This window comes from Achromobacter sp. UBA4530, assembly GCF_002388205.1.
Classification (GTDB): Bacteria; Pseudomonadota; Gammaproteobacteria; order Burkholderiales; family Burkholderiaceae_B; genus Achromobacter; species Achromobacter animicus.
Window position 1 is genome coordinate 165,151 of sequence record NZ_DGMA01000011.1, and the last position, 22,495, is coordinate 187,645.

General features: G+C 65.0%; 20 protein-coding genes. 8 read left to right on the forward strand and 12 right to left on the reverse strand.

Translation table 11 applies throughout. From position 1 onward, the window contains the following. The first annotated feature begins 176 nt into the window (after positions 1 to 176). Positions 177 to 1,295, forward strand: a complete 1,119-nt coding sequence (locus B2W22_RS12635; protein WP_175124753.1) for a saccharopine dehydrogenase family protein — start codon at positions 177 to 179, stop codon at positions 1,293 to 1,295. Between the two features lie 54 nt (positions 1,296 to 1,349). Here the strand turns inward: B2W22_RS12635 and glcC are convergent, their stop codons facing one another. After that, the gene (gene glcC / locus B2W22_RS12640; protein ID WP_175124754.1) at positions 1,350 to 2,114 is read right to left on the reverse strand and encodes a transcriptional regulator GlcC; all 765 of its coding nucleotides are present in this window, start codon (positions 2,112 to 2,114) and stop codon (positions 1,350 to 1,352) included. 238 nt (positions 2,115 to 2,352) lie between these two features. Between glcC and B2W22_RS12645 the strand changes: the two genes are divergently transcribed. From B2W22_RS12645 to B2W22_RS12655, 3 genes are all read left to right on the forward strand, one after another. After that, positions 2,353 to 4,527, forward strand: a complete 2,175-nt coding sequence (locus B2W22_RS12645) for a malate synthase G (RefSeq protein ID WP_175124755.1) — start codon at positions 2,353 to 2,355, stop codon at positions 4,525 to 4,527. Between the two features lie 153 nt (positions 4,528 to 4,680). Next, complete coding sequence (locus B2W22_RS12650; RefSeq protein WP_056327123.1) at positions 4,681 to 5,298, forward strand: TetR/AcrR family transcriptional regulator; 618 nt, start codon at positions 4,681 to 4,683, stop codon at positions 5,296 to 5,298. Positions 5,299 to 5,507: 209 nt separating this feature from the next. Next, positions 5,508 to 6,362 carry a cysteine hydrolase gene (locus B2W22_RS12655; RefSeq protein WP_175124756.1) on the forward strand — a complete coding sequence of 285 codons (855 nt, stop codon included), beginning with the start codon at positions 5,508 to 5,510 and terminating at the stop codon, positions 6,360 to 6,362. Between the two features lie 95 nt (positions 6,363 to 6,457). Here the strand turns inward: B2W22_RS12655 and B2W22_RS12660 are convergent, their stop codons facing one another. The 5 genes from B2W22_RS12660 to B2W22_RS12680 all read right to left on the reverse strand — a co-directional run bounded on the left by B2W22_RS12660 (position 6,458) and on the right by B2W22_RS12680 (position 9,776). Further along, positions 6,458 to 7,054 carry a TetR/AcrR family transcriptional regulator gene (locus B2W22_RS12660; protein WP_175124757.1) on the reverse strand — a complete coding sequence of 199 codons (597 nt, stop codon included), beginning with the start codon at positions 7,052 to 7,054 and terminating at the stop codon, positions 6,458 to 6,460. A 154-nt stretch (positions 7,055 to 7,208) separates the two neighbouring features. Continuing rightward, positions 7,209 to 7,514 carry a DUF4148 domain-containing protein gene (locus B2W22_RS12665; RefSeq protein ID WP_175124758.1) on the reverse strand — a complete coding sequence of 102 codons (306 nt, stop codon included), beginning with the start codon at positions 7,512 to 7,514 and terminating at the stop codon, positions 7,209 to 7,211. Positions 7,515 to 7,605: 91 nt separating this feature from the next. After that, positions 7,606 to 7,911, reverse strand: a complete 306-nt coding sequence (locus B2W22_RS12670; protein ID WP_175136911.1) for a DUF4148 domain-containing protein — start codon at positions 7,909 to 7,911, stop codon at positions 7,606 to 7,608. A gap of 90 nt (positions 7,912 to 8,001) precedes the next feature. Then, positions 8,002 to 8,307, reverse strand: coding sequence for a DUF4148 domain-containing protein (locus B2W22_RS12675; protein ID WP_286937962.1), 306 nt, complete (start codon positions 8,305 to 8,307; stop codon positions 8,002 to 8,004). 302 nt (positions 8,308 to 8,609) lie between these two features. Continuing rightward, a complete protein-coding gene (locus B2W22_RS12680; RefSeq protein ID WP_286937963.1) occupies positions 8,610 to 9,776 on the reverse strand; it encodes a mandelate racemase/muconate lactonizing enzyme family protein in 1,167 nt (388 codons plus the stop codon). 95 nt (positions 9,777 to 9,871) lie between these two features. Here B2W22_RS12680 and B2W22_RS12685 point away from each other — a divergent pair, with 95 nt between their 5' ends. Next, a complete protein-coding gene (locus B2W22_RS12685; protein WP_286937964.1) occupies positions 9,872 to 10,801 on the forward strand; it encodes a LysR substrate-binding domain-containing protein in 930 nt (309 codons plus the stop codon). 100 nt (positions 10,802 to 10,901) lie between these two features. On the opposite strand, the gene ssb is transcribed toward B2W22_RS12685, so the two are convergent. Beyond that, the gene (gene ssb / locus B2W22_RS12690; protein WP_175124763.1) at positions 10,902 to 11,417 is read right to left on the reverse strand and encodes a single-stranded DNA-binding protein; all 516 of its coding nucleotides are present in this window, start codon (positions 11,415 to 11,417) and stop codon (positions 10,902 to 10,904) included. Between the two features lie 295 nt (positions 11,418 to 11,712). Beyond that, positions 11,713 to 12,897: an MFS transporter gene (locus tag B2W22_RS12695; RefSeq protein ID WP_175185875.1), complete on the reverse strand. Its 1,185-nt coding sequence runs from the start codon at positions 12,895 to 12,897 to the stop codon at positions 11,713 to 11,715. A gap of 240 nt (positions 12,898 to 13,137) precedes the next feature. On the opposite strand from B2W22_RS12695, the gene uvrA reads away from it, so the two are divergent. Together uvrA and B2W22_RS12705 are read left to right on the forward strand one after the other, a co-directional pair. Next, entirely contained in the window at positions 13,138 to 15,993 is a 2,856-nt protein-coding gene (gene uvrA / locus B2W22_RS12700) for an excinuclease ABC subunit UvrA (RefSeq protein ID WP_239216363.1), read from the forward strand. A gap of 32 nt (positions 15,994 to 16,025) precedes the next feature. Further along, a complete protein-coding gene (locus B2W22_RS12705; RefSeq protein ID WP_286937965.1) occupies positions 16,026 to 16,688 on the forward strand; it encodes a glutathione S-transferase family protein in 663 nt (220 codons plus the stop codon). A 10-nt stretch (positions 16,689 to 16,698) separates the two neighbouring features. Here the strand turns inward: B2W22_RS12705 and B2W22_RS12710 are convergent, their stop codons facing one another. From B2W22_RS12710 to B2W22_RS12720, 3 genes are read right to left on the reverse strand one after another with little or no spacing between them, the layout of a single operon-like run. Continuing rightward, complete coding sequence (locus tag B2W22_RS12710) at positions 16,699 to 17,826, reverse strand: deoxyguanosinetriphosphate triphosphohydrolase (protein WP_175124767.1); 1,128 nt, start codon at positions 17,824 to 17,826, stop codon at positions 16,699 to 16,701. Positions 17,827 to 17,850: 24 nt separating this feature from the next. Beyond that, positions 17,851 to 18,927, reverse strand: a complete 1,077-nt coding sequence (gene aroB / locus B2W22_RS12715) for a 3-dehydroquinate synthase (RefSeq protein WP_175124768.1) — start codon at positions 18,925 to 18,927, stop codon at positions 17,851 to 17,853. Next, positions 18,924 to 19,565 (reverse strand): shikimate kinase, encoded by a 642-nt coding sequence (locus B2W22_RS12720; protein WP_175124769.1) that lies wholly within the window; start codon positions 19,563 to 19,565, stop codon positions 18,924 to 18,926. The genes aroB and B2W22_RS12720 overlap by 4 nt, the downstream gene beginning before the upstream one ends. Before the next feature lie 113 nt (positions 19,566 to 19,678). Here B2W22_RS12720 and B2W22_RS12725 point away from each other — a divergent pair, with 113 nt between their 5' ends. Continuing rightward, positions 19,679 to 22,126 carry a penicillin-binding protein 1A gene (locus B2W22_RS12725; RefSeq protein WP_175124770.1) on the forward strand — a complete coding sequence of 816 codons (2,448 nt, stop codon included), beginning with the start codon at positions 19,679 to 19,681 and terminating at the stop codon, positions 22,124 to 22,126. A 34-nt stretch (positions 22,127 to 22,160) separates the two neighbouring features. Here the strand turns inward: B2W22_RS12725 and cyaY are convergent, their stop codons facing one another. Continuing rightward, positions 22,161 to 22,490, reverse strand: a complete 330-nt coding sequence (gene cyaY, locus B2W22_RS12730; protein WP_175124771.1) for an iron donor protein CyaY — start codon at positions 22,488 to 22,490, stop codon at positions 22,161 to 22,163. Positions 22,491 to 22,495 lie beyond the last annotated feature (5 nt).

Sequence of the window (22,495 nt, forward strand, 5' to 3'; positions counted from 1 at the left end):
CTACCAGGCAGCCCTCTGGCCACAAGCCAGAGGGCTTTTTCTTTGACGCTTCGACCACTTCAACGGTCATATCGACGTGACTTGAAGCCGATTCGACGGTTTAGCCGCTACAAATCGACAGCACTCCCGCATAGGATGGGGCCACTTCCCTTCCCTCTCATTGCAGGAGCCGCACCATGTCCACGCACACCAAGCCCATCGTTCTGCTGGGCGCCGGAAAAATCGGTTTTGCGATCGCGCTGATGCTGGAACGCAGCGGCGATTATTCCGTCCTCGTCGCGGACCAGGACGCCAGCAGGCTGGCCGTGCTTGCCGAACTGGGCTGCGAGACGCGCCAGGTCAGCGACGATGCCGGCGTGGCCCGCTGCATCGAAGGCGCCTACGCGGTGGTCAATGCGTTGCCCTTTCATCGCGCGATTGCGGTGGCGGGCTTGTGCGCCAAGGCCGGCGTACATTATTTCGACCTGACCGAAGACGTGGCCAGCACGCACGCGATCCAGGCGCTGGCCCATGACACCGGCGGCGTGCTGATGCCGCAATGCGGTCTGGCGCCCGGCTTCATCGGCATCGTCGGCAACGCGCTGGCGCGCCGCTTCGACACCTTGCTCGATCTGCGCATGCGCGTCGGCGCACTGCCGCGCTATCCGTCCAACAGCCTGCGCTACAACCTGACGTGGAGCACCGAAGGGCTGATCAACGAATACTGCAATCCGTGCGAGGCGATCGTGGACGGCCAACTGTCCAGCGTGCCCGCACTGGAAGGCTACGAAACCTTTGCGCTGGACGGCGTGGAGTACGAAGCCTTCAACACCTCCGGCGGCCTGGGCACCTTGCCCGCGACGCTGCTGGGCCGCGCGCGCAACGTCGATTACAAGTCAGTGCGCTATCCCGGCCATTGCAACATCATGAAGCTGCTGCTCAATGACCTGCGCCTGCGCGACCGCCGCGACCTGCTCAAGGACATCTTCGAATCGGCCATTCCCACTACCGAACAGGACGTAATCGTGATCCAGGCATCGGCGTCCGGCTACCGCCACGGCCGTCTGGAAGAAGAGTCGTATCCGATTCGTGTCTTCGGCGCGGAAGTCGACGGCCACCGCCTGAGCGCAATCCAGTTGTCCACGGCCGCAGGCATTTGCGCGGCCCTGGATCTGGTGGCGCACGGCGTTCTGCCGCAGCAGGGCTTCGTGGGGCAAGAGGCGATTGGCCTTGAGGCATTGCTCAACAACCGATTCGGCCGCATTTACGCGGGCAAACCGCTGGCGCTGGCCGGGTGCGCGGTGGCCGATCGCTGAGGCCGTCATCACCGCCGTCATCACAGCCGGCATCGTCGCTGCCAGCGCGCGGCGCTACGTCCAGCCTTCCAGACGCAGCGTCGCGCGCACCAGGCGCTGCTCTTCCTGCTCGATATCCGACAGGCTCTGGCGCACGCTGTCCACATGATCGGCCGCGGCTTTGCGCGCCTGCTCTGGCTGGCGCCCGATCACCGCATTGAACAGCCGCGTGTGCTGGCGGTCGATCTGGCGCTTCTCGGGCTCGCGGTGGTACAGGTTGTTCACGCACGCGAACACCGATCCCAGCAGCAGATCCGTCAGCGATTGCAGCGTATGCACCAGCACAGGGTTGTGCGAGGCCTCGCAGATCGCCAGATGAAAGGCGTGGTCCAGATGCGCGTGGGTGGCGGTGTCAGTGGCGACGCCCTGCGCGGACACCATCTCGTCATACCGGCGCCGGATCATGATGAAATCCGCTTCGGTCCCGCGGATGGCTGCCAGCCGCGCCGATTCGGCCTCCAGCAGCGACCGCACTTCAAGCAGGTCATACAGCGTGCGCGGCTGCGAATTGAACAGGTGCATCAGCGGCCCGGCGTCCACGTTCGAGATGCGCGCGACGAACGAGCCCTTGCCCTGCGCCGTGTGAATGATCTCGCGGGCGCGCAGCAGCTTCAGGCCCTCGCGTAACGCCGTGCGCGATACGCCCAGCTTTTCGGTCAGGCGCCGCTCGGACGGCAGGGCCTGGCCCGCCTTGAGGACGCCGTCCAGAATCAGACGCTCGATCCGTTCGGCGACTTCATCGGCCACCTGACGGGGCTTTTCTTCAGTTTCCGCGTGCATGCATTCTCCGCGACCAGTGGTATGACCATGCGCCGTCGGCGCTCTCGCGGATCGGCCTTGCCTTGGTAAGTGGCTGATATCAAACCATAAAAATTGATGATCCGCCCGGGGTGCACCGCACAAACTGGTATGACCAGCGGGTTTCCGTATGGACATCGGCGCGGTCGCGGACGATGATGTCAGCACCCCTCACCCGGCGCGCCGCGCCGGTCAGCCTGACTCAACGCCAGAGAACCGCATGACTCAACGCATCCAGCACCACGGCCTGCAAGTGGCGGCCAATCTCAGTCAATTCATTGAACAGGAAGCGCTGCCCGGTTCCGGCCTGGAGGCCGACGACTTCTGGCAAGGCTTCGCGGCCCTGGTGCACGATCTGGCGCCGAAGAACCGGGCCTTGCTCGCCGAACGCGATCGCCTGCAGGCAGAACTCGATGCCTGGCATCGCGCCCATCCCGGTCCCATCACGGATCCCGCCGCCTACCGCAAGTTCCTCGAAGGCATCGGCTACCTGCTGCCGCAGCCTGCCACCGTGCGCGCCACCACCGACAACGTGGACACCGAGATCTCGCAGCAGGCCGGCCCGCAGCTCGTCGTGCCGATGTCCAATCCGCGTTATGCGCTGAACGCCGCCAACGCGCGCTGGGGCAGCCTGTACGACGCCCTCTACGGCACCGACGCCATCCCTGCCACGCCCGGCGACACGGGCCGCGGCTACAACCCGGAACGTGGCGCCGCCGTCATCGCCCGCGCGCGCAGCTTCCTGGACACCGCGGCGCCGCTCGCGCAGGGCTCGCATGCGGATGCCAGGGGCTACACGGTCGAAGGCGGCCAGCTTCGCGTGGCGCTTGCCACCGGCGCGACCGGACTGAAGACGGGCACGCAATTCGTCGGCTACCAAGGCGACGCGTCCGCTCCCACGGCGATCCTCCTCAAGAACAACGGCCTGCATTTCGAAATCCAGATCGACCGCGCCAGCACCATCGGCGCCACCGATGCGGCGGGTGTGAAAGACGTGGTGGTCGAAGCCGCGCTCACCACGATCATGGACTGCGAAGACTCGGTCGCGGCCGTCGACGGCGACGACAAGGTGCAGATCTACCGCAACTGGCTGGGCCTGATGAAGGGCGACCTGACCGAGGACGTCACCAAGGGCGGCAAGACCTTCACCCGCAAGCTCAACGCCGACCGCAACTACACGCGGCCGGACGGCTCGGCGCTGACGCTGCATGGCCGCTCGCTCATGTTCGTGCGCAACGTGGGTCACCTGATGACCAACCCGGCCGTGCTGGATCGCGAAGGCCAGGAAATCCCCGAAGGCATTCTCGACGCCGTCGTCACCAGCCTGGCCGCGGTGCAGGACCGCAAGCACAAGCTCAATTCGCGCACGGGCTCCGTCTACATCGTGAAGCCCAAGATGCACGGCCCCGCCGAAGCCGCATTCGCCAGCGAACTCTTCGACCGCGTCGAAGACCTGATCCGCGTGCCGCGCAACACGCTGAAGATGGGCATCATGGACGAAGAGCGCCGCACCAGCGTCAACCTCAAGGCCTGCATCGAAGCTGCCGCCTCACGCGTCGCCTTCATCAACACCGGCTTTCTGGACCGCACCGGCGATGAGATGCACTCCGGCATGGAAGCCGGTCCCATGCTGCGCAAGGGCGACATGAAGTCCAGCGCGTGGATCACCGCTTACGAACGCAACAACGTGCTGGTGGGCCTGGACGCCGGCCTGCGCGGCCGCGCCCAGATCGGCAAGGGCATGTGGGCCATGCCCGACCTGATGGCCGCCATGCTCGAACAAAAGATCGCGCATCCCAAGGCCGGCGCCAATACCGCCTGGGTGCCTTCGCCCACCGCTGCCACGCTGCATGCGCTGCATTACCACCAGGTCGACGTGCAAGCGGTCCAGCAGGAACTCGAACGCACGAAGCTGGACAGCGTGCGCGACGACCTGCTCAATGGCCTGCTCACGGTGCCGGTCGGCGATCCCACCAAATGGTCCGCTGCCGACATCCAGCAGGAACTGGACAACAACGTGCAAGGCATTCTCGGTTACGTGGTGCGGTGGATCGACCAGGGCGTTGGCTGCTCGAAGGTGCCCGATATCCACAACGTGGGGCTGATGGAAGACCGCGCCACGCTGCGCATTTCCAGCCAGCACATCGCCAACTGGCTGCGTCACGGCATCACGAACCGCGATCAGGTCACCGAGACCTTCAAACGCATGGCCAAGGTCGTCGACGGCCAGAACGCGGGCGACCCGCTCTACCAGCCGATGGCTGGCAACTTCGACACGTCGCTGGCATTCAAGGCCGCGTGCGCCCTGGTGTTCGAAGGCCTGACCCAGCCCAACGGCTACACCGAGCCGCTGCTGCACAAGTACCGCCTGGAGTACAAGGCGGCGCGCGCCTGATTCAGCGCCACGCTTGACCAAAGCCGGACGGCAATGCCGTCCGGCTTTTTTTTTCGGGTTTGGGTTTGGATCCGGGCGGGGGGTGTCTTGCTGCCTCATCCCTCCCCGATTAAAAACCCCTTGGTTTTCGCACGGTCGTGCTAAATTTCCGCCATGACAGCAAAAACCGAGAAAAGCGAACTCACCTTCGCGGCCATCGTAAACACGGCGCTCGACATGGCCGCCGCGCAAGGCATGGAAAGCCTCTCGCTGGGCCAGGTCGCCAAGCGGCTCGGCATCAGCAAGAGCGGCGTCTTCTCGCGCGTCGGCTCGCTCGAAGCCCTGCAGCAGGCCGTGCTGGACGAATACGACCGGCGCTTTGTCGAAGCGGTCTTCACGCCTGCCATGGCCTACCCGCGCGGTCTGCCGCGCCTGAACGCGCTGGTGTCGCTGTGGATCGACCGCGCCAGCAATGTCGAAACGCTGACCGGCTGCATCTACGTGGCCGGCGCGTTTGAATACGACGACGTCGACTCGCCGCTGCGGTCGGTGCTGGAACACAACCTGAAGCGCTGGCGGGCCGCGATGGTGCGCACGGTGAACCAGGCGCTCGAAGCCGGCCACTTGCGCCCCGACACGGACCCGCAACAGCTTGTGTTCGAGGTCTACAGCCTGATGATCGGCCTGATGCACGACGCGCGGTTCCTGCGTGACCCGAAGGCGCACGAACGCGTGAAGGCCGGCTACGAGCGTCTTATCTCCACGTATCGCAGCTTCAAGTACATCGAGTAATCCCCCGGAGCCGGCGTTGTGCCGGCTTTACTTTCGCTTAATTTCGCACGACCGTGCGAATATTGACAGGAGCAGGCCATGTGGATTCTTATTCCGTTAGGCGCGTTAGGCGTATCGTCCATCCTTTGGCGCCAATGGCGCTTGCTGCTGCGCCAGTTGCCCGACCGCGCCGAACACCTCGTGCTGTTCTAAGACCCCGCCCCCCCACCATGCCGCGCACCATTCACCTGCTGATCGTCGACCCGCAAAACGATTTCTGCGACTTGCCCGAGTCGTACCGGCCCCTCGACCCGCTGACCGGCCTCGCGGTTGCGCCCGCGCTGCCCATCGCAGGCGCCCACGCAGACATGCAGCGGCTGGCGCGGTTCATCGACGCCACGGCCCCCGTGCTCTCCTCGATCACGGTCACGCTGGATTCACATCATCGTCTGGACATTGCGCACCCCACATTCTGGCGCGCGGGCAATGGCGACCCGGTCGCGCCCTTCACGCCGATCACGGCGGCGCAATTGCGCGCCGGCGAATTCGTGCCGCGCCATGACGACGACCTGCCGCGCACGCTCAACTATCTGGATGAACTCGAAGCACGCGGCCGCTACACGCTGATGGCGTGGCCGGTGCATTGCGAGATCGGCACGTGGGGTCATAACGTGCATCCCGACGTGCGCGCCGCGTATGGTCGTTGGGAAGAAGAGCGCCAGTTCATCGTGCGCAAGGTGCCCAAGGGCGCCAATCCCTGGACCGAACACTACAGCGCGCTGATGGCCGAGGTGCCCGACGCCGACGATCCGCGCAGCCAGCTCAACCGCGGCTTGCTGGACTCGCTGGACCGCGCCGATCTGATCCTGATCGCGGGCGAGGCCGGCAGCCACTGCGTCAAGGCCACCGTCGAACACCTGGCCGAGCACCTGCCCGGCGGCAACCTGTCGCGCATCGTGCTGCTGACGGACTGCATGAGTCCCGTCGCGGGCTTTGCGAACGCACAGTCGAGCTTTCTGCAACGCATGCGGGATCTCGGCGTGCAGGAACGCACCAGCACCGACATGGCGCGCGCGCTGGCGTAAGACGGCGACGCGCAGTCGGCGCGCCCAAACACAACGGCCGCCTGCGTCAGCAAGGCGGCCGTGAAACGGTGAACAGCGAAGTCAGCGCGTGGCGTTCAGGCGCCGTGGCCCGTCTTGCCTTCGCATTCAACGTAAAGCGCGCTGATCGCTTCGCACAACGCGGGCGGCTGCTGGAACAGGCGCGACACCAGCAGACAGCCCTGGATCGTCGCGAACACCGCACGCCCCGCTGCTTCGGGCGTGCCGGAAAACTTCAGCGTGCCTTGCGCCGCGCCCTCGGCCAGCACGCGGGCCAGCCACGCTTCGTGCGCGCGGAAAAATCCCTGCAGCGCGCCGCGGACCCGTTCCGACAAACTCATCACGTCGGCGGCCAACATGCCGCCCAGACAGAGTTCACCGGAACCGCAGGCGGCGGATTCCATCATCGACAGATATTTTTCAAGCTGCGCCTGCGCCGGCTGCGCGGTGTCGATTCCGCGCACCGCGCCAAGTGCGCGCGTGCTGTAGGCCTCGACCGCTTCGTACAGCAGGTCGTCCTTGCCTGGAAAGTAGTAATGGATGCTGGACGTCTTGACGCCCACATGCTCAGCCAGGTCGCGGTAGCTGAAGCCGTTGCATCCGCGCATGCGGATCAGCTTCTCGGCGTGCGCCAGAAGCAGTTCGCGAGTGGTATTGGAAGTCGGGGTATCCATGGCGGCATATTACCTACTAAAAGATCGGTTCGTCATTGGGAGGGTCCCTTATCGGCAGTTACCGAGCGGGCCATTCCATGTCACCGACCGTGCCAGCGGACTCCGGCCGGGACAAGAATCCCGCCCCCGGGGTCCGCTTTGATTGCCATCTGCTTCAGCCTTGCACGGGCGGGTAGTCGAGTTCACCGCCGTCGGTCAGGCCTTGGGCGCGGGCGGCTGCCAGTTCCTGCTTGACCTGAGCGCGCGTCTTGTCGCCAGCGTGGGCAAAGGCGGTGGCGGCGTAGCCTTCTTCACCGGACACCAGTTCGCCATTGGCGCGGGCGGCGGCGAGTTCTTGCTGCACCTGAGCGCGGGTCACCGTGCTTTGGGTGTTCAGTTCGGGCGGATAGTCCAGTTCGCCGGCTTGGGCAGCGCCGATGAAGGAAGCGGAAAGGATCAGGGCGGAAATGAGGGTCTTCATGAGAAATCTCCAGAATGGTTGAGTTGCTGCAGTTGCTGCGTGGTTGTCGGGTAAAGCTATCTATCTATAGATAGAGGTTTGGTCGAAAAAATCAGCCTTGAACGGGCGGGTAGTCCAGTTCGCCACCGTCGGTCAGACCTTGAGCGCGGGCAGCAGCCAGTTCTTGCTTGACCTGAGCGCGGGTCTTGTCGCTGGTGAAAGCGATCGGGGCAGCGGCGTACCCTTCTTCACCGAATGCCAGTTCACCGTTGACGCGGGCGGCGGCCAGTTCTTGCTGCACTTGAGCGCGGGTCACCGTGCTTTGGGTGTTCAGCTCGGGCGGATAGTCCAGTTCGCCAGCTTGGGCAGCGCCGATAAAGGAAGCGGAAAGGATCAGGGCGGAAACGAGGGTCTTCATGAGAAATCTCCAGTCAGTTTGGTTTGAAATGCAGTGTTGCGTTGTTGGGTTGAAGCTATCTATCTATAGATAGAGGTTTGGTCGAAAAAATCAGCCTTGAACGGGCGGGTAGTGCAGTTCGCCACCGTCGGTCAGACCTTGAGCGCGGGCAGCAGCCAGTTCTTGCTTGACCTGAGCGCGGGTCTTGTCGCTGGTGAAGGCGATCGGGGCGGCGGCGTAGCCTTCTTCACCGAATGCCAGTTCACCGTTGACGCGGGCGGCGGCCAATTCTTGCTGCACTTGAGCGCGGGTCACCGTGCTTTGGGTGTTCAGTTCGGGCGGATAGTCCAGTTCGCCAGCTTGGGCAGCGCCGATGAAGGAAGCGGAAAGAATCAGGGCGGATACGAGGGTCTTCATGGTCAATCTCCAGTTTTAGATGCAGTATGCGTTTCAGTTAGCTATCTACTTGTAGGTAGATGTCGAGGGAAATAAAAAAGCGGTCCTACTGTATTTCTGATTTCGGCGCCGGGCGGTTTGTTGTTTGCGCTGCGTCGATGGGATGAATCTTACCTACTACTAGATAGACGACGCAAGCGGGTAAAGTGAAACAATTTATGTCGCGATGCAGGCCAACCACATTGGATGCGGCGTGACGGCCTGAATCAGTGCAGTGCGGCGGTTCCCGCTGGCGCGGCCAACGGGACCGCCGTCTCCGGCAATCAGGCCGACAGCGCCTGCATCACGGCGTACAGATCGGACTTGCCCTCGAAGCCGATGCCCGGCAGATCCGGCATCGTGACGTAGCCGGCCTCCACCTTCACCCCGTCCGGAAAGCCGCCAAAGGGCTGGAACAGATCCGGGTAGCTCTCATTTCCGCCCAGACCCAGCCCCGCCGCGATGTTCAGCGACATCTGATGCCCGCCATGCGGCACGCAGCGGCTCGCGGACCAGCCATGCTGACGCAGCATCGCGAGCGTGCGCAGATACTCCACCAACCCATAGCTGAGCGCGCAATCGAACTGCAGATAATCGCGGTCGGCGCGCATGCCGCCATAGCGGATCAGGTTGCGCGCATCCTGCATCGAAAACAGGTTTTCGCCCGTGGCCATGGGCTTGTCGTAGTAGTTGCGCAGCGTCGCCTGCAGTTCGAAATCCAGCGGATCGCCCGCTTCCTCGTACCAGAAGAGGTCGTACTGGGACAGCGCCTTGGCGTAGGCAATCGCCGTGTCCAGGTCGAACCGCCCGTTCGCATCCACAGCCAGCTTCTGGCCGTCCTGCAGCACGCTCAGCACCGAGTCGATCCGGCGAAGGTCCTCGTCCAGCGACGCGCCGCCGATCTTCTTTTTCACGACCGTGTAGCCGCGATCGAGATAGCTGCGCATTTCGTCTTTAAGCGCGGCGTGGTCCTGCCCTGGGTGGTAGTAGCCGCCGGCCGCGTACACAAACACCCGCCGGTCCGGCTGGCCATTGCCGTAGCGTTCGGCCAGCAACTGGAAAAGCGGCTTGCCTTCGATTTTTGCGACCGCATCCCACACGGCCATGTCGATGGTGCCGATCGCCACCGATCGCTCACCGTGGCCGCCGGGCTTCTCGTTCTTGAACATCGCGTCCCAGACCTTGTGCGGATCCAGGTTGCGCCCCGTGGCGTCCACCAGCGTGTCCGGGTCTGCTTCCAGCACGCGCGGGATGAATCGCTCGCGCATGAGCTTGCCCTGTCCATAGCGGCCATTCGAATTGAAGCCGTACCCGACCACCGGCTTACCGTCGCGGATCACGTCGGTGATCACGGCGACCAGGCTCAGCGTCATCTTGCTGAAGTCGATGTAGGCGTTGCGGATGGGCGAGCTGATGGGCAGGGTCTGCTCGCGGATGTCGACGATTCTCATGGCTTGTCTCCGGTTGGGTCGCATCGGGAATCGATAGATTAGTGGCGCATCCCTGCCCTAGAATTCACCCAAGTTCATTTGATTATTTACTTTCAGTGAAAGCCGACCTAGCCTCCGAGCTGCAGTTCTTCGTGCTGATCGCCCGGCTGGGCAGCCTGTCCGCGGCGGCGCGGCAACTGGATCTGACGCCACCGGCGGCCACCAAGCGACTGGCCCTGATGGAAAAGCGCCTTGGCGTGCGGCTGGTCAACCGCACCACGCGCAGCATCAGCCTGACCAACGAAGGCGAGACTTACCTTGCCTATGCGACCCGGATCCTGGCGGACCTGCGCGAGATGGAGGACGTCGTGTCCAGCAGCAGCGCCCAGCCGCGCGGCCTGATCCGCGTCAACGCCACGCTGGGGTTCGGCCGCACGACCATCGCGCCGCTGGTCTCCGACTTTGCGAAGCGCTATCCGCAGGTGCAGGTTGAACTGGAGGTCACGGACCGGCCCGTCGACCTGGTGGAAGGCGCATTCGACCTGGCCATCCGCTTCGGCGAACTGCCCGACAAGCGCCTCGCCGCCCGGCGCATCATGACCAACCGGCGCTTTTTGTGCGCGTCGCCCCGCTACCTGAAGGCGCACGGCACGCCGGCAACACTGGCCGACCTGGCGCATCACCAGTGCATTCTGCACCGGCAAAACGACGAGGCGCACGGCGTCTGGCGATTCGCGCACAAAGGCCGCGTCGAAGTGGTGAAGGTGGAAGGCGGACTATCCAGCAACGATGGCGACATCGTCCTGGGCTGGGCCCTGGAAGGCCACGGCATCCTCATCCGGTCGGAATGGGATCTGGCCAAGTATCTGGAAAGCGGCAGGCTGCGGGTGGTGCTGCCCGACTTCACGCTGCCGTCGGCGGACCTGTTCGTTTACTACCCGCAGCGCCGCAACCAGACGGCCCGCGCGCGGGCGTTTATCGATTTTCTGATCGAGGCATTTCAGCCAGGTCCTGCAAAGGAAATCGCTGGCGCGGACCGTCCCTAGCCCTTGAGGCGCGGCTGCGTCGCCCCGTGATCCCCAAAAGCAAAACCCCGGCCTTCCATTGAAAGCCGGGGTCTTGAACATACCTAACGCGGGGCGACGCTTAGAACGGAATATCGTCGTCCATGTCCGCCAGGTTGGCGCCACTGCTGGCCGGGGCCGCTGCGGGAGCCGGGCGCTGCTGAGGCGCCGGGCGTTGGGCCGGAGCAGCGCGCTGCTGGCGCGGCGCGTCGTCGTAGCCGCCGCCACCGTAGTTGCCGCCACCACCGCCGCCGCCGTCTTCGCGGCCGCCCAGCATTTGCATCTGGTCAGCGACGACTTCGGTGCTGTAGCGGTCGGCGCCGGTGTCCTTGTCTTGCCACTTGCGCGTCTTGAGGCGGCCTTCGATGTAGACCGAGCGGCCCTTCTTCAGGTATTCGCCGGCGATTTCAGCCAGGCGGTTGTACATGACGACGCGGTGCCATTCCGTTTCTTCGCGCTTTTCGCCGCTGGCCTTGTCCTTCCAGGACGAGGTTGTGGCGATCGACATGTTGCAGATTGCCGCCCCGTCGGGGCTGTAGCGGACTTCCGGGTCGCGACCCAGATTGCCCACGAGTATGACTTTGTTAACCGATGCCATGCCGATGTCCCTCTGTTGTTGACAGCCTGCGACTAGCGTTGCCGCGAGCGCGCCGGCAACAACATAAAAAAGCGATGTTGAAGACCGGCTTCATGAAACTCGCCGGTCATCGAAGCGATGACCGGCGATGCCCAGGTGAAGCCTGTGTTGATGCGTATTATCGACGAAAGCGCCCGCTGCGCCAAACGGGATCGGTGACAAATCGATCACCGCAGGCAAACCATTTCGGCGCTGTTGGACGCCGTTCGGGGCCAGATCCGCGACTTTCCGAAGCCTGCGGGAAAGCCCGCAACGGTCATGCCAGGGGCCGCAGCGCCCAGGTGACCGCCAGCCACACGGCCGACAGGATTGCCGCGCCGATGAACACGGCGCTGGCGCCCGAATGCCCCGCCAGCCAGCCGCCCAGCGCGCCCCCGGCGAACAGGCCCGCGGCCTGCGCGGTGTTGTAGAAGCCCAGCGCCAATCCCTTGTAGGCCTGCGGCGCCACGCGCGAGACCAGCGACGGTTGCAGCGCCTCCAGCACATTGAAGGCGACGAAGAATCCGGTCAGCGCGATGGCCAGCGTGTAAAAGCCGTGGCTGGCGGCCGGCAGCAGCGCGCACACGAGCACCAGGCCGGCCACCGACGCGCGCAGCGCGCCGCGGTGCGCCCGGCGCTTTTCGGCCACGAAGACCACCGGCACCATCAGCACGAACGACACCAGGATGACCGGCAGGTAGACCTTCCACAGGTCACGCGCGTCCAGTCCGCCGACCTTGGCCAGCAGCGCCGGCACCACGACAAACAGCGACACCTGGATCAGATGCAGGACAAAGACGCCAAAATTCAGCCGCAACAGGTCGCGATGGGTCAGGACCTCGCGCGGCTTGGCCGCCTGCATCGTGCGGGCCTGCGTGCGAGGCACCACGGGCACCACGAAGCGCGCCACGGCCAGGCAGACGACGCCCAGGCAGGCGATGGTCCAGAACAGGCCCGACAGCCCCCACCAGCCCACCAGCACCGGCGACAGCACCAGGGACACGGCGAACGACAATCCGATCGATGCGCCCACCATCGCCATCGCGCGCGTGCGCACCTCGTCGCGGGTGGCGTCGGCCAGCCAGGCGGTGACCGCGGCGGAAATGGCGCCGGCGCCCTGGATGGCGCGGCCTATGGTGATCCAGAAAACGTCCGTCGCCTGCGCACAGACGATGCTGCCTGCGATAAACAGCAACAACCCGAAGATCACCACCGGACGGCGCCCCCAGCGATCGGACGCCAGACCGAAGGGAATCTGCATGAACGCCTGGGTCAGGCCGTACATGCCTAGCGCCAGCCCCACGCGGGCAGGATCGTCGCCGCCCGGCATGCCGCTTGCGGCAACGGCAAAAACCGGCAGCAACAGGAACAGCCCCAGCATCCGCGCGGCGAACAGGCCGGCCAGGGCCACGCTGGCGCGGCGCTCGGAGGGGGTCAATTTCAGTTTTTTATCTGCCGGCATGCGGAAATTTCAACGATGACTAGGGCGGCGCGCATGCTTCTCATGTCATACGCTCACGGTCTGATGCTTGCGGTGCGGCGCCGGCCTCGGGCCAGTCCAACCGGATGAACGGCCTTGAACGCGAGAGGATTCGGCGCGCTATAGTACCAAGTTGGCCTTTGAAATCGCTTAAATGCGCCCAAAGGGTGCGCGGGATCAAAGGCGTCATCGACGACGCAACTGGACGTTACCCATACCGACGTGACCATACGCATCCGGGGTGCTCGCACCCACAATCTCAAGAACGTCTCGCTGGACCTGCCGCGCCACAAACTGGTGGTCGTCACCGGCCTGTCCGGGTCCGGCAAATCCTCGCTGGCATTCGACACGCTGTACGCGGAAGGCCAGCGGCGCTACGTGGAAAGCCTTTCGGCCTACGCCCGCCAGTTCCTGCAACTGATGGACAAGCCGGATGTGGATCTCATTGAGGGCCTGTCTCCGGCCATCTCGATCGAACAGAAGGCCGCGGGACACAACCCGCGCTCCACGGTCGGCACCATCACCGAAATCCACGACTACCTGCGCCTGCTCTACGCGCGGGTCGGCACGCCCTACTGCCCCGACCACGGCCTGCCGCTGCAGGCCCAGAGCGTCAGCCAGATGGTGGACGCGGTGCTGGGCTGGACGCCCGAGACGCGGCTGGCGGTGCTGGCGCCCATTGCGCGCGGCAAGAAAGGCAGCTTCGAGGACGAATGCGCCAGCCTGCAGGCGCAGGGCTACGTTCGACTGCGCGTCGATGGCCAGTTGGTGGAAATCGACGGCATGGCGCCGCTGAAGAAGACCGAGAAGCACGATATCGACGTCGTCATCGACCGCCTGCGCATCAAGCCCGAAAGCAAGCAGCGCCTGGCCGAAAGCTTCGAGACGGCGCTGCAACTCGCCGAAGGCCGTGCCCTGGCGCTGGACATGGACAGCGAGCGCGAACAGGTCTTCTCCAGCCGCTACGCCTGCCCGGTGTGCAGCCACAGCCTGCCCGAACTCGAACCGCGCCTGTTCAGCTTCAACAACCCGATGGGCGCCTGCCCCAGTTGCGACGGCATCGGACAGGTCGGCTTCTTTGATCCCAAGCGGGTCGTCGCCTTTCCGGAACTCAGCCTGGCCGCCGGCGCGATCCGCGGCTGGGATCGCCGCAATGCCTTCACGCACTCGCTGCTGACCAGCCTGGCCGCGCATTACGAATTCGACATCGAAGCGCCCTTCGAAGACCTGCCCGAAGCGTTGCGCGACAAGGTCCTGTACGGATCCGGCGAGGAAGAAATCTCGTTTCTGTACTTGAACGAAAAAGGCCGCAGCACCGTCAAGCGCCACACCTTCGAGGGCGTCATCCCGAATCTGGAGCGCCGCTGGCGCGAAACGGACTCGGCGACGGTGCGCGAGGAACTGGGCAAGTACCGCAACATCAAGACCTGCCCCGACTGCGCCGGCTCGCGCCTGCGCCCCGAAGCGCGCAATGTGCTGATCGGCCATGACCCGCGCGGTGGCGAACGCCACGGCCAGGCCATCTATGAAGTCGAGGCCATGCCGCTGTCCAGCTGCCTGGACTGGTTCCGCAACCTGAACCTGACGGGCGCCAAGCAGGAGATCGCGCAGCGCATCGTGCGCGAGATCGAGGCCCGGCTGAGCTTCCTGAACAACGTCGGCCTGAACTACCTGTCGCTGGACCGCAGCGCGGACACGATCTCCGGCGGCGAGGCGCAGCGCATCCGGCTGGCCAGCCAGATCGGCTCGGGCCTGACGGGCGTGATGTACGTGCTGGACGAGCCCTCCATCGGCCTGCACCAGCGCGACAACGACCGCCTGATCGGCACGCTGCAGCACCTGCGCGATCTCGGCAACAGCGTCATTGTGGTCGAGCATGACGAGGACATGATCCGCATGGCCGACTGGGTCGTGGACATGGGACCGGGCGCGGGCGAGCACGGCGGCGAAGTCGTCGCTCAAGGCGATCCCGAGACCGTGCAGCGCGATCCCAATTCGCTGACCGGCCAATACCTGAGCGGCGCGCGCGCCATCGCCATCCCGAAGCGCCGCCCCGTCGACGACGAACTGCCGTGGCTGACGCTCACCGGCGCCACCGGCAACAACCTCAAGAACGTCGACCTGCACGTGCCCGCCGGCCGCCTCGTCTGCGTGACCGGCGTGTCCGGTTCGGGCAAATCCACGCTCATCAACGACACGCTGGCGGTGGCCGTGTCGCGCCAGCTGCATCACGCGCAGAGCGAGCCCGCCCCCTACGTGTCGATGCAGGGGCTGGAGAACTTCGACAAGATCATCAGCGTGGATCAAAGCCCCATCGGGCGCACGCCGCGCAGCAATCCCGCCACGTACACGGGGCTGTTCACGCCGATCCGCGAACTCTTCGCCGGCGTGCCGGAAGCGCGCACGCGTGGCTATGACCCGGGGCGGTTCAGTTTCAACGTGAAGGGCGGCCGCTGCGAAGCCTGCCAGGGCGACGGCGTGGTCAAGGTCGAGATGCACTTTCTGCCCGACATGTACGTGCCCTGCGACGTCTGTCACGGCAAGCGCTACAACCGCGAGACGCTCGAAATCCGCTACCGCGGCCGCAACATCAGCGAAGTGCTGGACCTGACGGTGGAGCAGGCGCTCGAATATTTCGAATCGGTGCCCGCCATCTCGCGCAAGCTGCATACGCTGATCGACGTGGGTCTGTCGTACATCCGCCTGGGGCAAAGCGCGACCACGCTGTCCGGCGGCGAGGCGCAGCGCGTGAAGCTTTCGCAGGAGCTGTCGCGCCGCAGCACCGGGCGCACGCTGTACATCCTGGACGAGCCGACGACCGGCCTGCATTTCCGCGACATCGAACTGCTGCTTCAGGTGCTCAATCAGTTGGTGGACGCCGGCAACACGGTGCTCATCATCGAGCACAACCTGGACGTCATCAAGACGGCCGACTGGCTTATCGACATGGGTCCTGAAGGCGGCGACGGCGGCGGCAGGGTCGTGGCGCAAGGCACGCCGGAAATCGTGGCAGCAACGCAGGCCAGCCATACCGGCCAGTATCTGGGCAAGCTTTTGCGCCGCAAGCCGGGCGACTGAACACCCCCACTCCATCCAATGGGAAAGCCAGCATGTACACCCTGATCATCGGCAACAAGAACTACTCGTCCTGGTCCATGCGTCCGTGGATCGCGCTGCGCGCCGCGGGCATTGCGTTCACGGAGCAGAAGGTCGGCCTGTTCACCGAGGAATTTTCCAAGCGTGTCGCGGCGGTGTCGCCCGCCGGCCTGGTGCCCGTGCTGCTGGACGGCGATTTCGCCGTGTGGGATTCGCTGGCCATCTGCGAGTACGCCGCCGAGCGTCATCCGGAGGCCGCCTTGTGGCCGAAAGATGCCAAGGCCCGTGCCCGCGCGCGTTCGCTGGCCGCGCAGATGCACAGCGGTTTCGGCGCGCTGCGCCAAGCCATGCCGATGAATGTCGAAGCCGATTTGCCGGGCATCGACTTCCCCGAAGCGGCGCTCGCGGACGTCGCGCGCGTGCAGGCCATCTGGCAGGAAACGCGTGTGCAGTTCGGCCAGGGCGGCCCGTTTCTTTTTGGCGGGTTTTCCATTGCCGACGCCTTCTTTGCGCCGGTGGTCTCGCGTTTCAAGACCTACACCATCGCCGCGGCAGGTCCGGTGCGCGAGTACATGGATGCTGTACTGGCGCTGCCGGCTATGCAGGAATGGACGCGGGACGCGCTGGCCGAAGCGACCTTCGTCGAGGCCGACGAGCCCTACCGCAAGCAGCGCTGACAGCGGAACCCTACGCCATGTCGAACAGCCGCTTGTGTTCGCGGATGGCGTAGCGGTCGGTCATGCCGGCGATATAGTCCGAGATGGCGCGCGCCTGTTCGTTGAACTGCGCGCGGCGGTAATCGGGCGGCAGCAGACGCGGATCATCCAGGAACACCGCAAACAGCTCGCGCACGATGCGCCGCGCCTTGCGCGTCATGCGCAGCACGCGATAGTGGCGGTACAGGTTGTCGAACAGGAATTTCTTCAGCGTGTCGGCTTCGCGGCGGATCTCGTCGGAAAACCCCGCCAGCGGCGGCGAGCGGCGCACGTCGTCCGCGCTGGCCGGCGCCGCGTCGCGGATGCGCGCCAGCGACGTGTGGGTCAGGTCGACGATCAGCGTATTGATCATGCGGCGTATCGTTTCAGCGACTGCGCGCCGCGGCGCCAGACCGGGATAGCGGTCCACCACGTACGCATGGTGGCGCTCGAAGATCGACACTTCCTTCAGCTGATCCAGCGTGATGAGCCCGGACCGCAGGCCGTCGTCCACGTCGTGGTTGTTATAGGCGATCTCGTCAGCCAGGTTGGCAAGCTGCGCCTCCAGCGACGGCTGCGTGCGGTTCAGAAACCGTTCGCCGACATCTCCCAGCACCCGTGCGTGGGCCACGGAGCAATGCTTGAGAATGCCCTCGCGCGTCTCGAAACACAGGTTCAAGCCATTGAAGTCGGCATAGCGCTCTTCAAGCTCATCCACCACCCGCAGGCTTTGCAGGTTGTGTTCAAAGCCGCCCGCCTCCGGCGCCAGTTCGCGCATGCAGGCGTTCAGCTCGTCCTGGCCGGCATGGCCGAACGGCGTGTGCCCCAGGTCGTGCGCCAGCGAAATGGCTTCGGTCAGGTCTTCGGACAGCCCCATGCTGCGCGCCAGCGTGCGCGCGATCTGCGCCACTTCCAGGCTGTGCGTGAGGCGTGTGCGGAACAGGTCGCCCTCATGATTGACGAAGACCTGCGTCTTGTATTCCAGCCGCCGGAAGGCGCTGGAATGGACGATGCGATCCCGGTCGCGCTGGAACTCCGTGCGGTTCTCGGGTGGCGGCTCGGCATGCGCCCGGCCGCGCGATCGGGACGGGTGAGAAGCATAGGAAGCCAGTTCATTCATCTGCAACACCGTCCTTTACTACGTTTACTGGGTGGTTCGTGCCAGCACGGCGCGCACCGCGTCGTCGGGGGCCGGCCGCATCAGGGCTTCACCGATGCGTGTCATGAGCACGTAGCGGATCGAGCCGCCTTCGGTCTTCTTGTCCACCTGCATCAGGTCCAACCAACGGTCGGCGCCCAGGTCCGGCGCGACGGTCGGGCAGCCGATGGCCTGGACCAGCGCGCGAACGCGTTCGACGTCGGCGGGATCAAAGCCGGCCACATCGGCCGACAGCTCAGCGGCTTGCACCATGCCGCAGCCCACGGCCTCGCCGTGCAGCCAGGCGCCGTAGCCCAGGCCCGATTCGATGGCATGGCCGAACGTATGACCCAGGTTCAGGATGGCGCGCAGCCCGGATTCCCGCTCGTCCTTGCCCACCACCTGCGCCTTCAGCTCGCACGAGCGGCGGATGGCATAGGTGACGGCCTCGGGGTCCAGCGCGCGCAGCTTTTGCGCATTGTCCTCGCACCAGCGCCAGAATTCCGGATCCAGGATGAGGCCGTACTTGATGACCTCGGCCAGGCCCGCCGAGACCTCGCGCGCCGGCAGGGTGCCCAGCACGTCGGTATCGATCTCGACCGCGATCGGCTGGTAGAAGGCGCCGATCATGTTCTTGCCCAGGGGGTGGTTCACGGCCGTCTTGCCGCCCACCGAGGAGTCGACCTGCGCCAGCAGCGTGGTGGGCACCTGCAGGAAACGCACGCCGCGCATGTACACGGCCGCGGCAAACCCCGTCATGTCGCCGATGACGCCGCCGCCCAGCGCCACCAGGACGCAGCGCCGGTCCAGGCGATTGCCCAGCAGCGCGTCGAAGATCAGGTTGAGCGACTGCCAGTCCTTGTAGGCCTCGCCGTCGGGAAGTTCGATGCGCAGCACCCGCTTGCCCGTGCGCGCCAGCGCGGCTTCGGCGCGTTCGGCATACAGGGCCGCCACGGTCGGATTCGTGACGACGGCAATCGCGGTGGCGTCCGCGGGAATGCATTGATCCAGGGAATCCAGGCGGCCCGGTCCGATGTGGATCGGATAGCTTCCGCCCGGGGTTTCAACGTCAACAACGTTCATATGCGCTTCTCGAATGCTTGTAATTGCGGCAGCAGCGCCTTGACCAGGGTGTGGATGGGCATTGACCCCGTTTCCACCACCAGGTCGGCGACTTCCTTGTATAGGGGCTCGCGCCGGGTCATCAGGTCGCGAAGGGTGCCGCGCGGGTCGGCGGTGGCCAGGAGGGGCCGGTTGCGGTCGCGGCAGGTCCGGCGGAACAATTCGTCCACGCTGGCGCGCAGATAGACGACGATGCCGCGCTCGTGCAGAAGCTGCCGGTTCCCGGCGTCCAGGATGGCGCCGCCGCCCGTTGCAAGAATTATGTTGCGCCGTTGGGTACACTCTTCCAAGGCGGCGGACTCTCGGCGACGAAAACCGGCTTCGCCCTCGATTTCGAAGATTACCGGCACCCGCACGCCGCAACGCGCCTCGAGCTCATGATCCAGATCCATAAAGTCGCGCCCCAGCGCGCGCGCCAGGCTACGGCCTATGGTTGTCTTGCCCGCGCCCATCATTCCGACCAAAAATACCGGCAGGTCGTGCGGCAACGACGCGGTCTTGCCCGTGCACTCGACGGCGCAGGGCTGGCTTTCAGGCGCGGCGTCGGCGCGCGCCGGGTCCGGGGCTGCCTCCGGACATGAGTTAGCGGCAAAGTTCATGGCGGCATTATCACATTTGCCGCAGTTGCCCGCGCACCACATTGACCTATTTTGTTACAGAAACCGATCCGCCACGATGAGGCGGGACCGGAGATACCCGTAAAATCGCCGCGATGAGCAAGCCCCAGAATTCCTCCAAGAAAGACAAGCCCGCCAGCAGCGGCTCCCCGATACTGCGGTTCTTCGTTAAAACCGGCATCCTTTTCGCCGGCCTGTTCCTGTGCGGCGTCCTGCTCGCGGGCATGGCGCTGGCGCTCGCGTGGCCCAACCTGCCCGACCTGAACGCCATGACGGACTACCGTCCGCGGGTGCCGCTGCGCGTGTACACCGCAGACCGCGTCCTCATCGGCGAGTTCGGCGAAGAACGCCGCAACGTGCTGCGCTTCAACGAAATCCCGGACGTCATGAAATCGGCGGTCCTGGCGGCCGAGGACGACCGCTTCTACCAGCACGGCGGGATCGACTGGATGGGCGTGGTGCGGGCCGGCCTGACCAACCTGATCAACATGTCCAAGACGCAGGGCGCCAGCACCATCACGATGCAGGTCGCGCGCAACTTCTACCTGTCGTCCGAAAAGACCTATTCACGCAAGTTCTACGAACTGCTGCTGACCTTCAAGATTGAATCCGAGCTCACCAAGGACCAGATCCTCGAGCTCTACATGAACCAGATCTACCTGGGCCATCGCGCCTACGGTTTTGCGGCCGCGTCGCGCACGTATTTCGGCAAGCCGCTGTCCGAAATCACGCCGGCCGAAGCCGCCATGCTGGCCGGCATCCCCAAGGCCCCCTCGCGCTTCAACCCCATTGCCAACCGCCCCCGCGCCGAACTCCGCCAGCGCTACGTGCTGGGCCGCATGCACTCGCTGGGCTACCTGACCGAACCCGAATACAAGCAGGCGATGGCGCAGCCCATCGTCATGAAGTCCGCCGAAGGCACCCCGGCCGGCGGCTATTCCATCCATGGCGAATACGTGGCCGAGCTGGCGCGCCAGCTCCTCTACAACGTGTACCAGGACAACGTGTATTCGCGCGGCATCAACATCTACACGACCGTGCAGTCCAAGGACCAGGAAGCCGCCTACCGCGCCGTGCGCGAAGGCGTGCTGGAATACACGCGCCGCGCGCCCTACCCCGGCCCGGAAGAACAGCTGGACCTGCCCGCCGGCACCGAGAACAACCCCGCCGCGCTGGACGAGTTCCTGGACGGCGTGTTCGACAAGTTCCCGGACAGCGGCGACCTGCTGACCGCGGTCGTGCTATCGGCCAGCCCCACCGAAGTGAAGCTGGCGCGCAGCTCGCGCGAAGTCATCACCGTGACGGACAAGAAGGTGCTGGGAGTCGTGGCTCGCGCGCTGAACGACAAGGCCAAGCCCGAACAGCGCATCAAGCGCGGCTCCGTGGTCTACATCCGCAAGTTCGGCGACAACTGGGAAATCATCAACTTGCCGTCGGTGCAGGCAGCCTTCGTCGCGCTGTCGCCGCAGGACGGCGCCATCCGTGCCATGGTCGGCGGCTTCGATTTCTACCGCGGCAACTTCAACCGCGTGACACAGGCATGGCGCCAGCCGGGCTCGAACATCAAGCCCTTCATCTACGCCGCCTCGCTGGAACGCGGCCTGACGCCGGGCACGCAGATCTCGGACCAGCCGTTCGAACTGACCGCCGCGCAAACCGGCTCGAAGGCCTGGAATCCCAAGAACTACGGCAACCAGTACGAGCCCATGCTGACGCTGCGCCAAGGCCTGTACAAGTCCAAGAACATGGTGTCGATCCGCATCCTGCAGGCCATCGGCCCGCAGTACGCGCAGGATTACCTGACCCGCTTCGGCTTTGACAAGGCACGCCAGCCCGCCGTGCTGCCGCTGGCGCTGGGCGCAGGTTCGGTCACGCCGCTGCAACTGGCCGGCGCGTTCTCGGTCTTCGCCAACGGCGGCTACCGCGTGACGCCTTATCTCATCGACCGCGTCACCGACAGCAGCGGCAAGGTCATCATGCAATCCAAGCCGGTCGTGGCCGGCGACGCGGCAGCCCGCGCCATCGACCCGCGCACCGCCTGGGTCATGGACGACATCCTGCGCGGCGTCACCACGTACGGCACCGCGGCGCGCGCCAGGGCGCTCCTCAAGCGCGGCGACATCGCCGGCAAGACGGGCACGACCAACGAATCCGTGGACGCCTGGTTCTCGGGCTACACGCCGACGCTGGCGGCAACCGCCTGGCTGGGCTTTGACCAGCCCAAGTCGCTGGGTTCGCGCGAAACCGGCGGTGGCGTCGCCATGCCGATCTGGGTGGACTACATGCAGAGCGTGCTGAAGGGCGTGCCGGAAGAAAAGCAGCGTCCGCGTCCGGACGGTCTGCTCGTCGAAAACGGCGAGTTCTACTTCTCGGAGTTTCCGCCGGGACAAGCCGTGGCGCGCCTCGGACTGCCCGAAGCCGACACGCTGGGTGAATTCCTGAATGGCCTGAGCAGCAGCTCCAGCGAGGACACCCGGATCAAGGTCGCGCCGGGCGTGGGGACGCAAACCACCACGCCCTGGTCGCAGAAGATTCCCTTCTGATGCAAAAAGGCCGGCCCAGTGGGCCGGCCTTTTTTTACAGCCGTATCGTCACGGGGACGCCGGCGGCAGCGGAGCAGATCTGAGACAGGGCGTCCGGCAGCTGCGGTCCTCCCCGGGTATCGTTCCAGTGCTGGCCATCAAAGCGGTAGTGGAAGCCGCCGCTGCGCGCGGCGACCCACAGCTCCTGCATGGCGGCCTGGCTGTTCACCACGACGTGGGTGTTGTCCTCGAAAACCATGGTCAGCACATTGCCGCTGCGGCTGGTTTCGACATCGACGTCGAGCGAAGCCGCCCAGTCATCGGCCTGGCTTTCGATGCTGTCCAGCACCTGGTCGATCAACGCAAGAAATTCGGTTTCGGTCATAATCG

Coding starts and splice junctions, on each gene's coding strand:
- aroB (WP_175124768.1), bottom strand. CDS start 18,927: ATGAACGTTGTTGACGTTGAAACCCCGGGCGGAAGCTATCCGATCCAC.
- B2W22_RS12720 (WP_175124769.1), bottom strand. CDS start 19,565: ATGAACTTTGCCGCTAACTCATGTCCGGAGGCAGCCCCGGACCCGGCG.
- B2W22_RS12675 (WP_286937962.1), bottom strand. CDS start 8,307: ATGAAGACCCTCGTATCCGCCCTGATTCTTTCCGCTTCCTTCATCGGC.
- cyaY (WP_175124771.1), bottom strand. CDS start 22,490: ATGACCGAAACCGAATTTCTTGCGTTGATCGACCAGGTGCTGGACAGC.
- B2W22_RS12680 (WP_286937963.1), bottom strand. CDS start 9,776: ATGAGAATCGTCGACATCCGCGAGCAGACCCTGCCCATCAGCTCGCCC.
- B2W22_RS12695 (WP_175185875.1), bottom strand. CDS start 12,897: ATGCCGGCAGATAAAAAACTGAAATTGACCCCCTCCGAGCGCCGCGCC.
- B2W22_RS12660 (WP_175124757.1), bottom strand. CDS start 7,054: ATGGATACCCCGACTTCCAATACCACTCGCGAACTGCTTCTGGCGCAC.
- B2W22_RS12710 (WP_175124767.1), bottom strand. CDS start 17,826: ATGAATGAACTGGCTTCCTATGCTTCTCACCCGTCCCGATCGCGCGGC.
- glcC (WP_175124754.1), bottom strand. CDS start 2,114: ATGCACGCGGAAACTGAAGAAAAGCCCCGTCAGGTGGCCGATGAAGTC.
- B2W22_RS12655 (WP_175124756.1), top strand. CDS start 5,508: ATGCCGCGCACCATTCACCTGCTGATCGTCGACCCGCAAAACGATTTC.
- B2W22_RS12645 (WP_175124755.1), top strand. CDS start 2,353: ATGACTCAACGCATCCAGCACCACGGCCTGCAAGTGGCGGCCAATCTC.
- B2W22_RS12670 (WP_175136911.1), bottom strand. CDS start 7,911: ATGAAGACCCTCGTTTCCGCCCTGATCCTTTCCGCTTCCTTTATCGGC.
- B2W22_RS12650 (WP_056327123.1), top strand. CDS start 4,681: ATGACAGCAAAAACCGAGAAAAGCGAACTCACCTTCGCGGCCATCGTA.
- B2W22_RS12665 (WP_175124758.1), bottom strand. CDS start 7,514: ATGAAGACCCTCATTTCCGCCCTGATCCTTTCCGCTTCCTTCATCGGC.
- B2W22_RS12635 (WP_175124753.1), top strand. CDS start 177: ATGTCCACGCACACCAAGCCCATCGTTCTGCTGGGCGCCGGAAAAATC.
- ssb (WP_175124763.1), bottom strand. CDS start 11,417: ATGGCATCGGTTAACAAAGTCATACTCGTGGGCAATCTGGGTCGCGAC.
- B2W22_RS12725 (WP_175124770.1), top strand. CDS start 19,679: ATGAGCAAGCCCCAGAATTCCTCCAAGAAAGACAAGCCCGCCAGCAGC.
- B2W22_RS12705 (WP_286937965.1), top strand. CDS start 16,026: ATGTACACCCTGATCATCGGCAACAAGAACTACTCGTCCTGGTCCATG.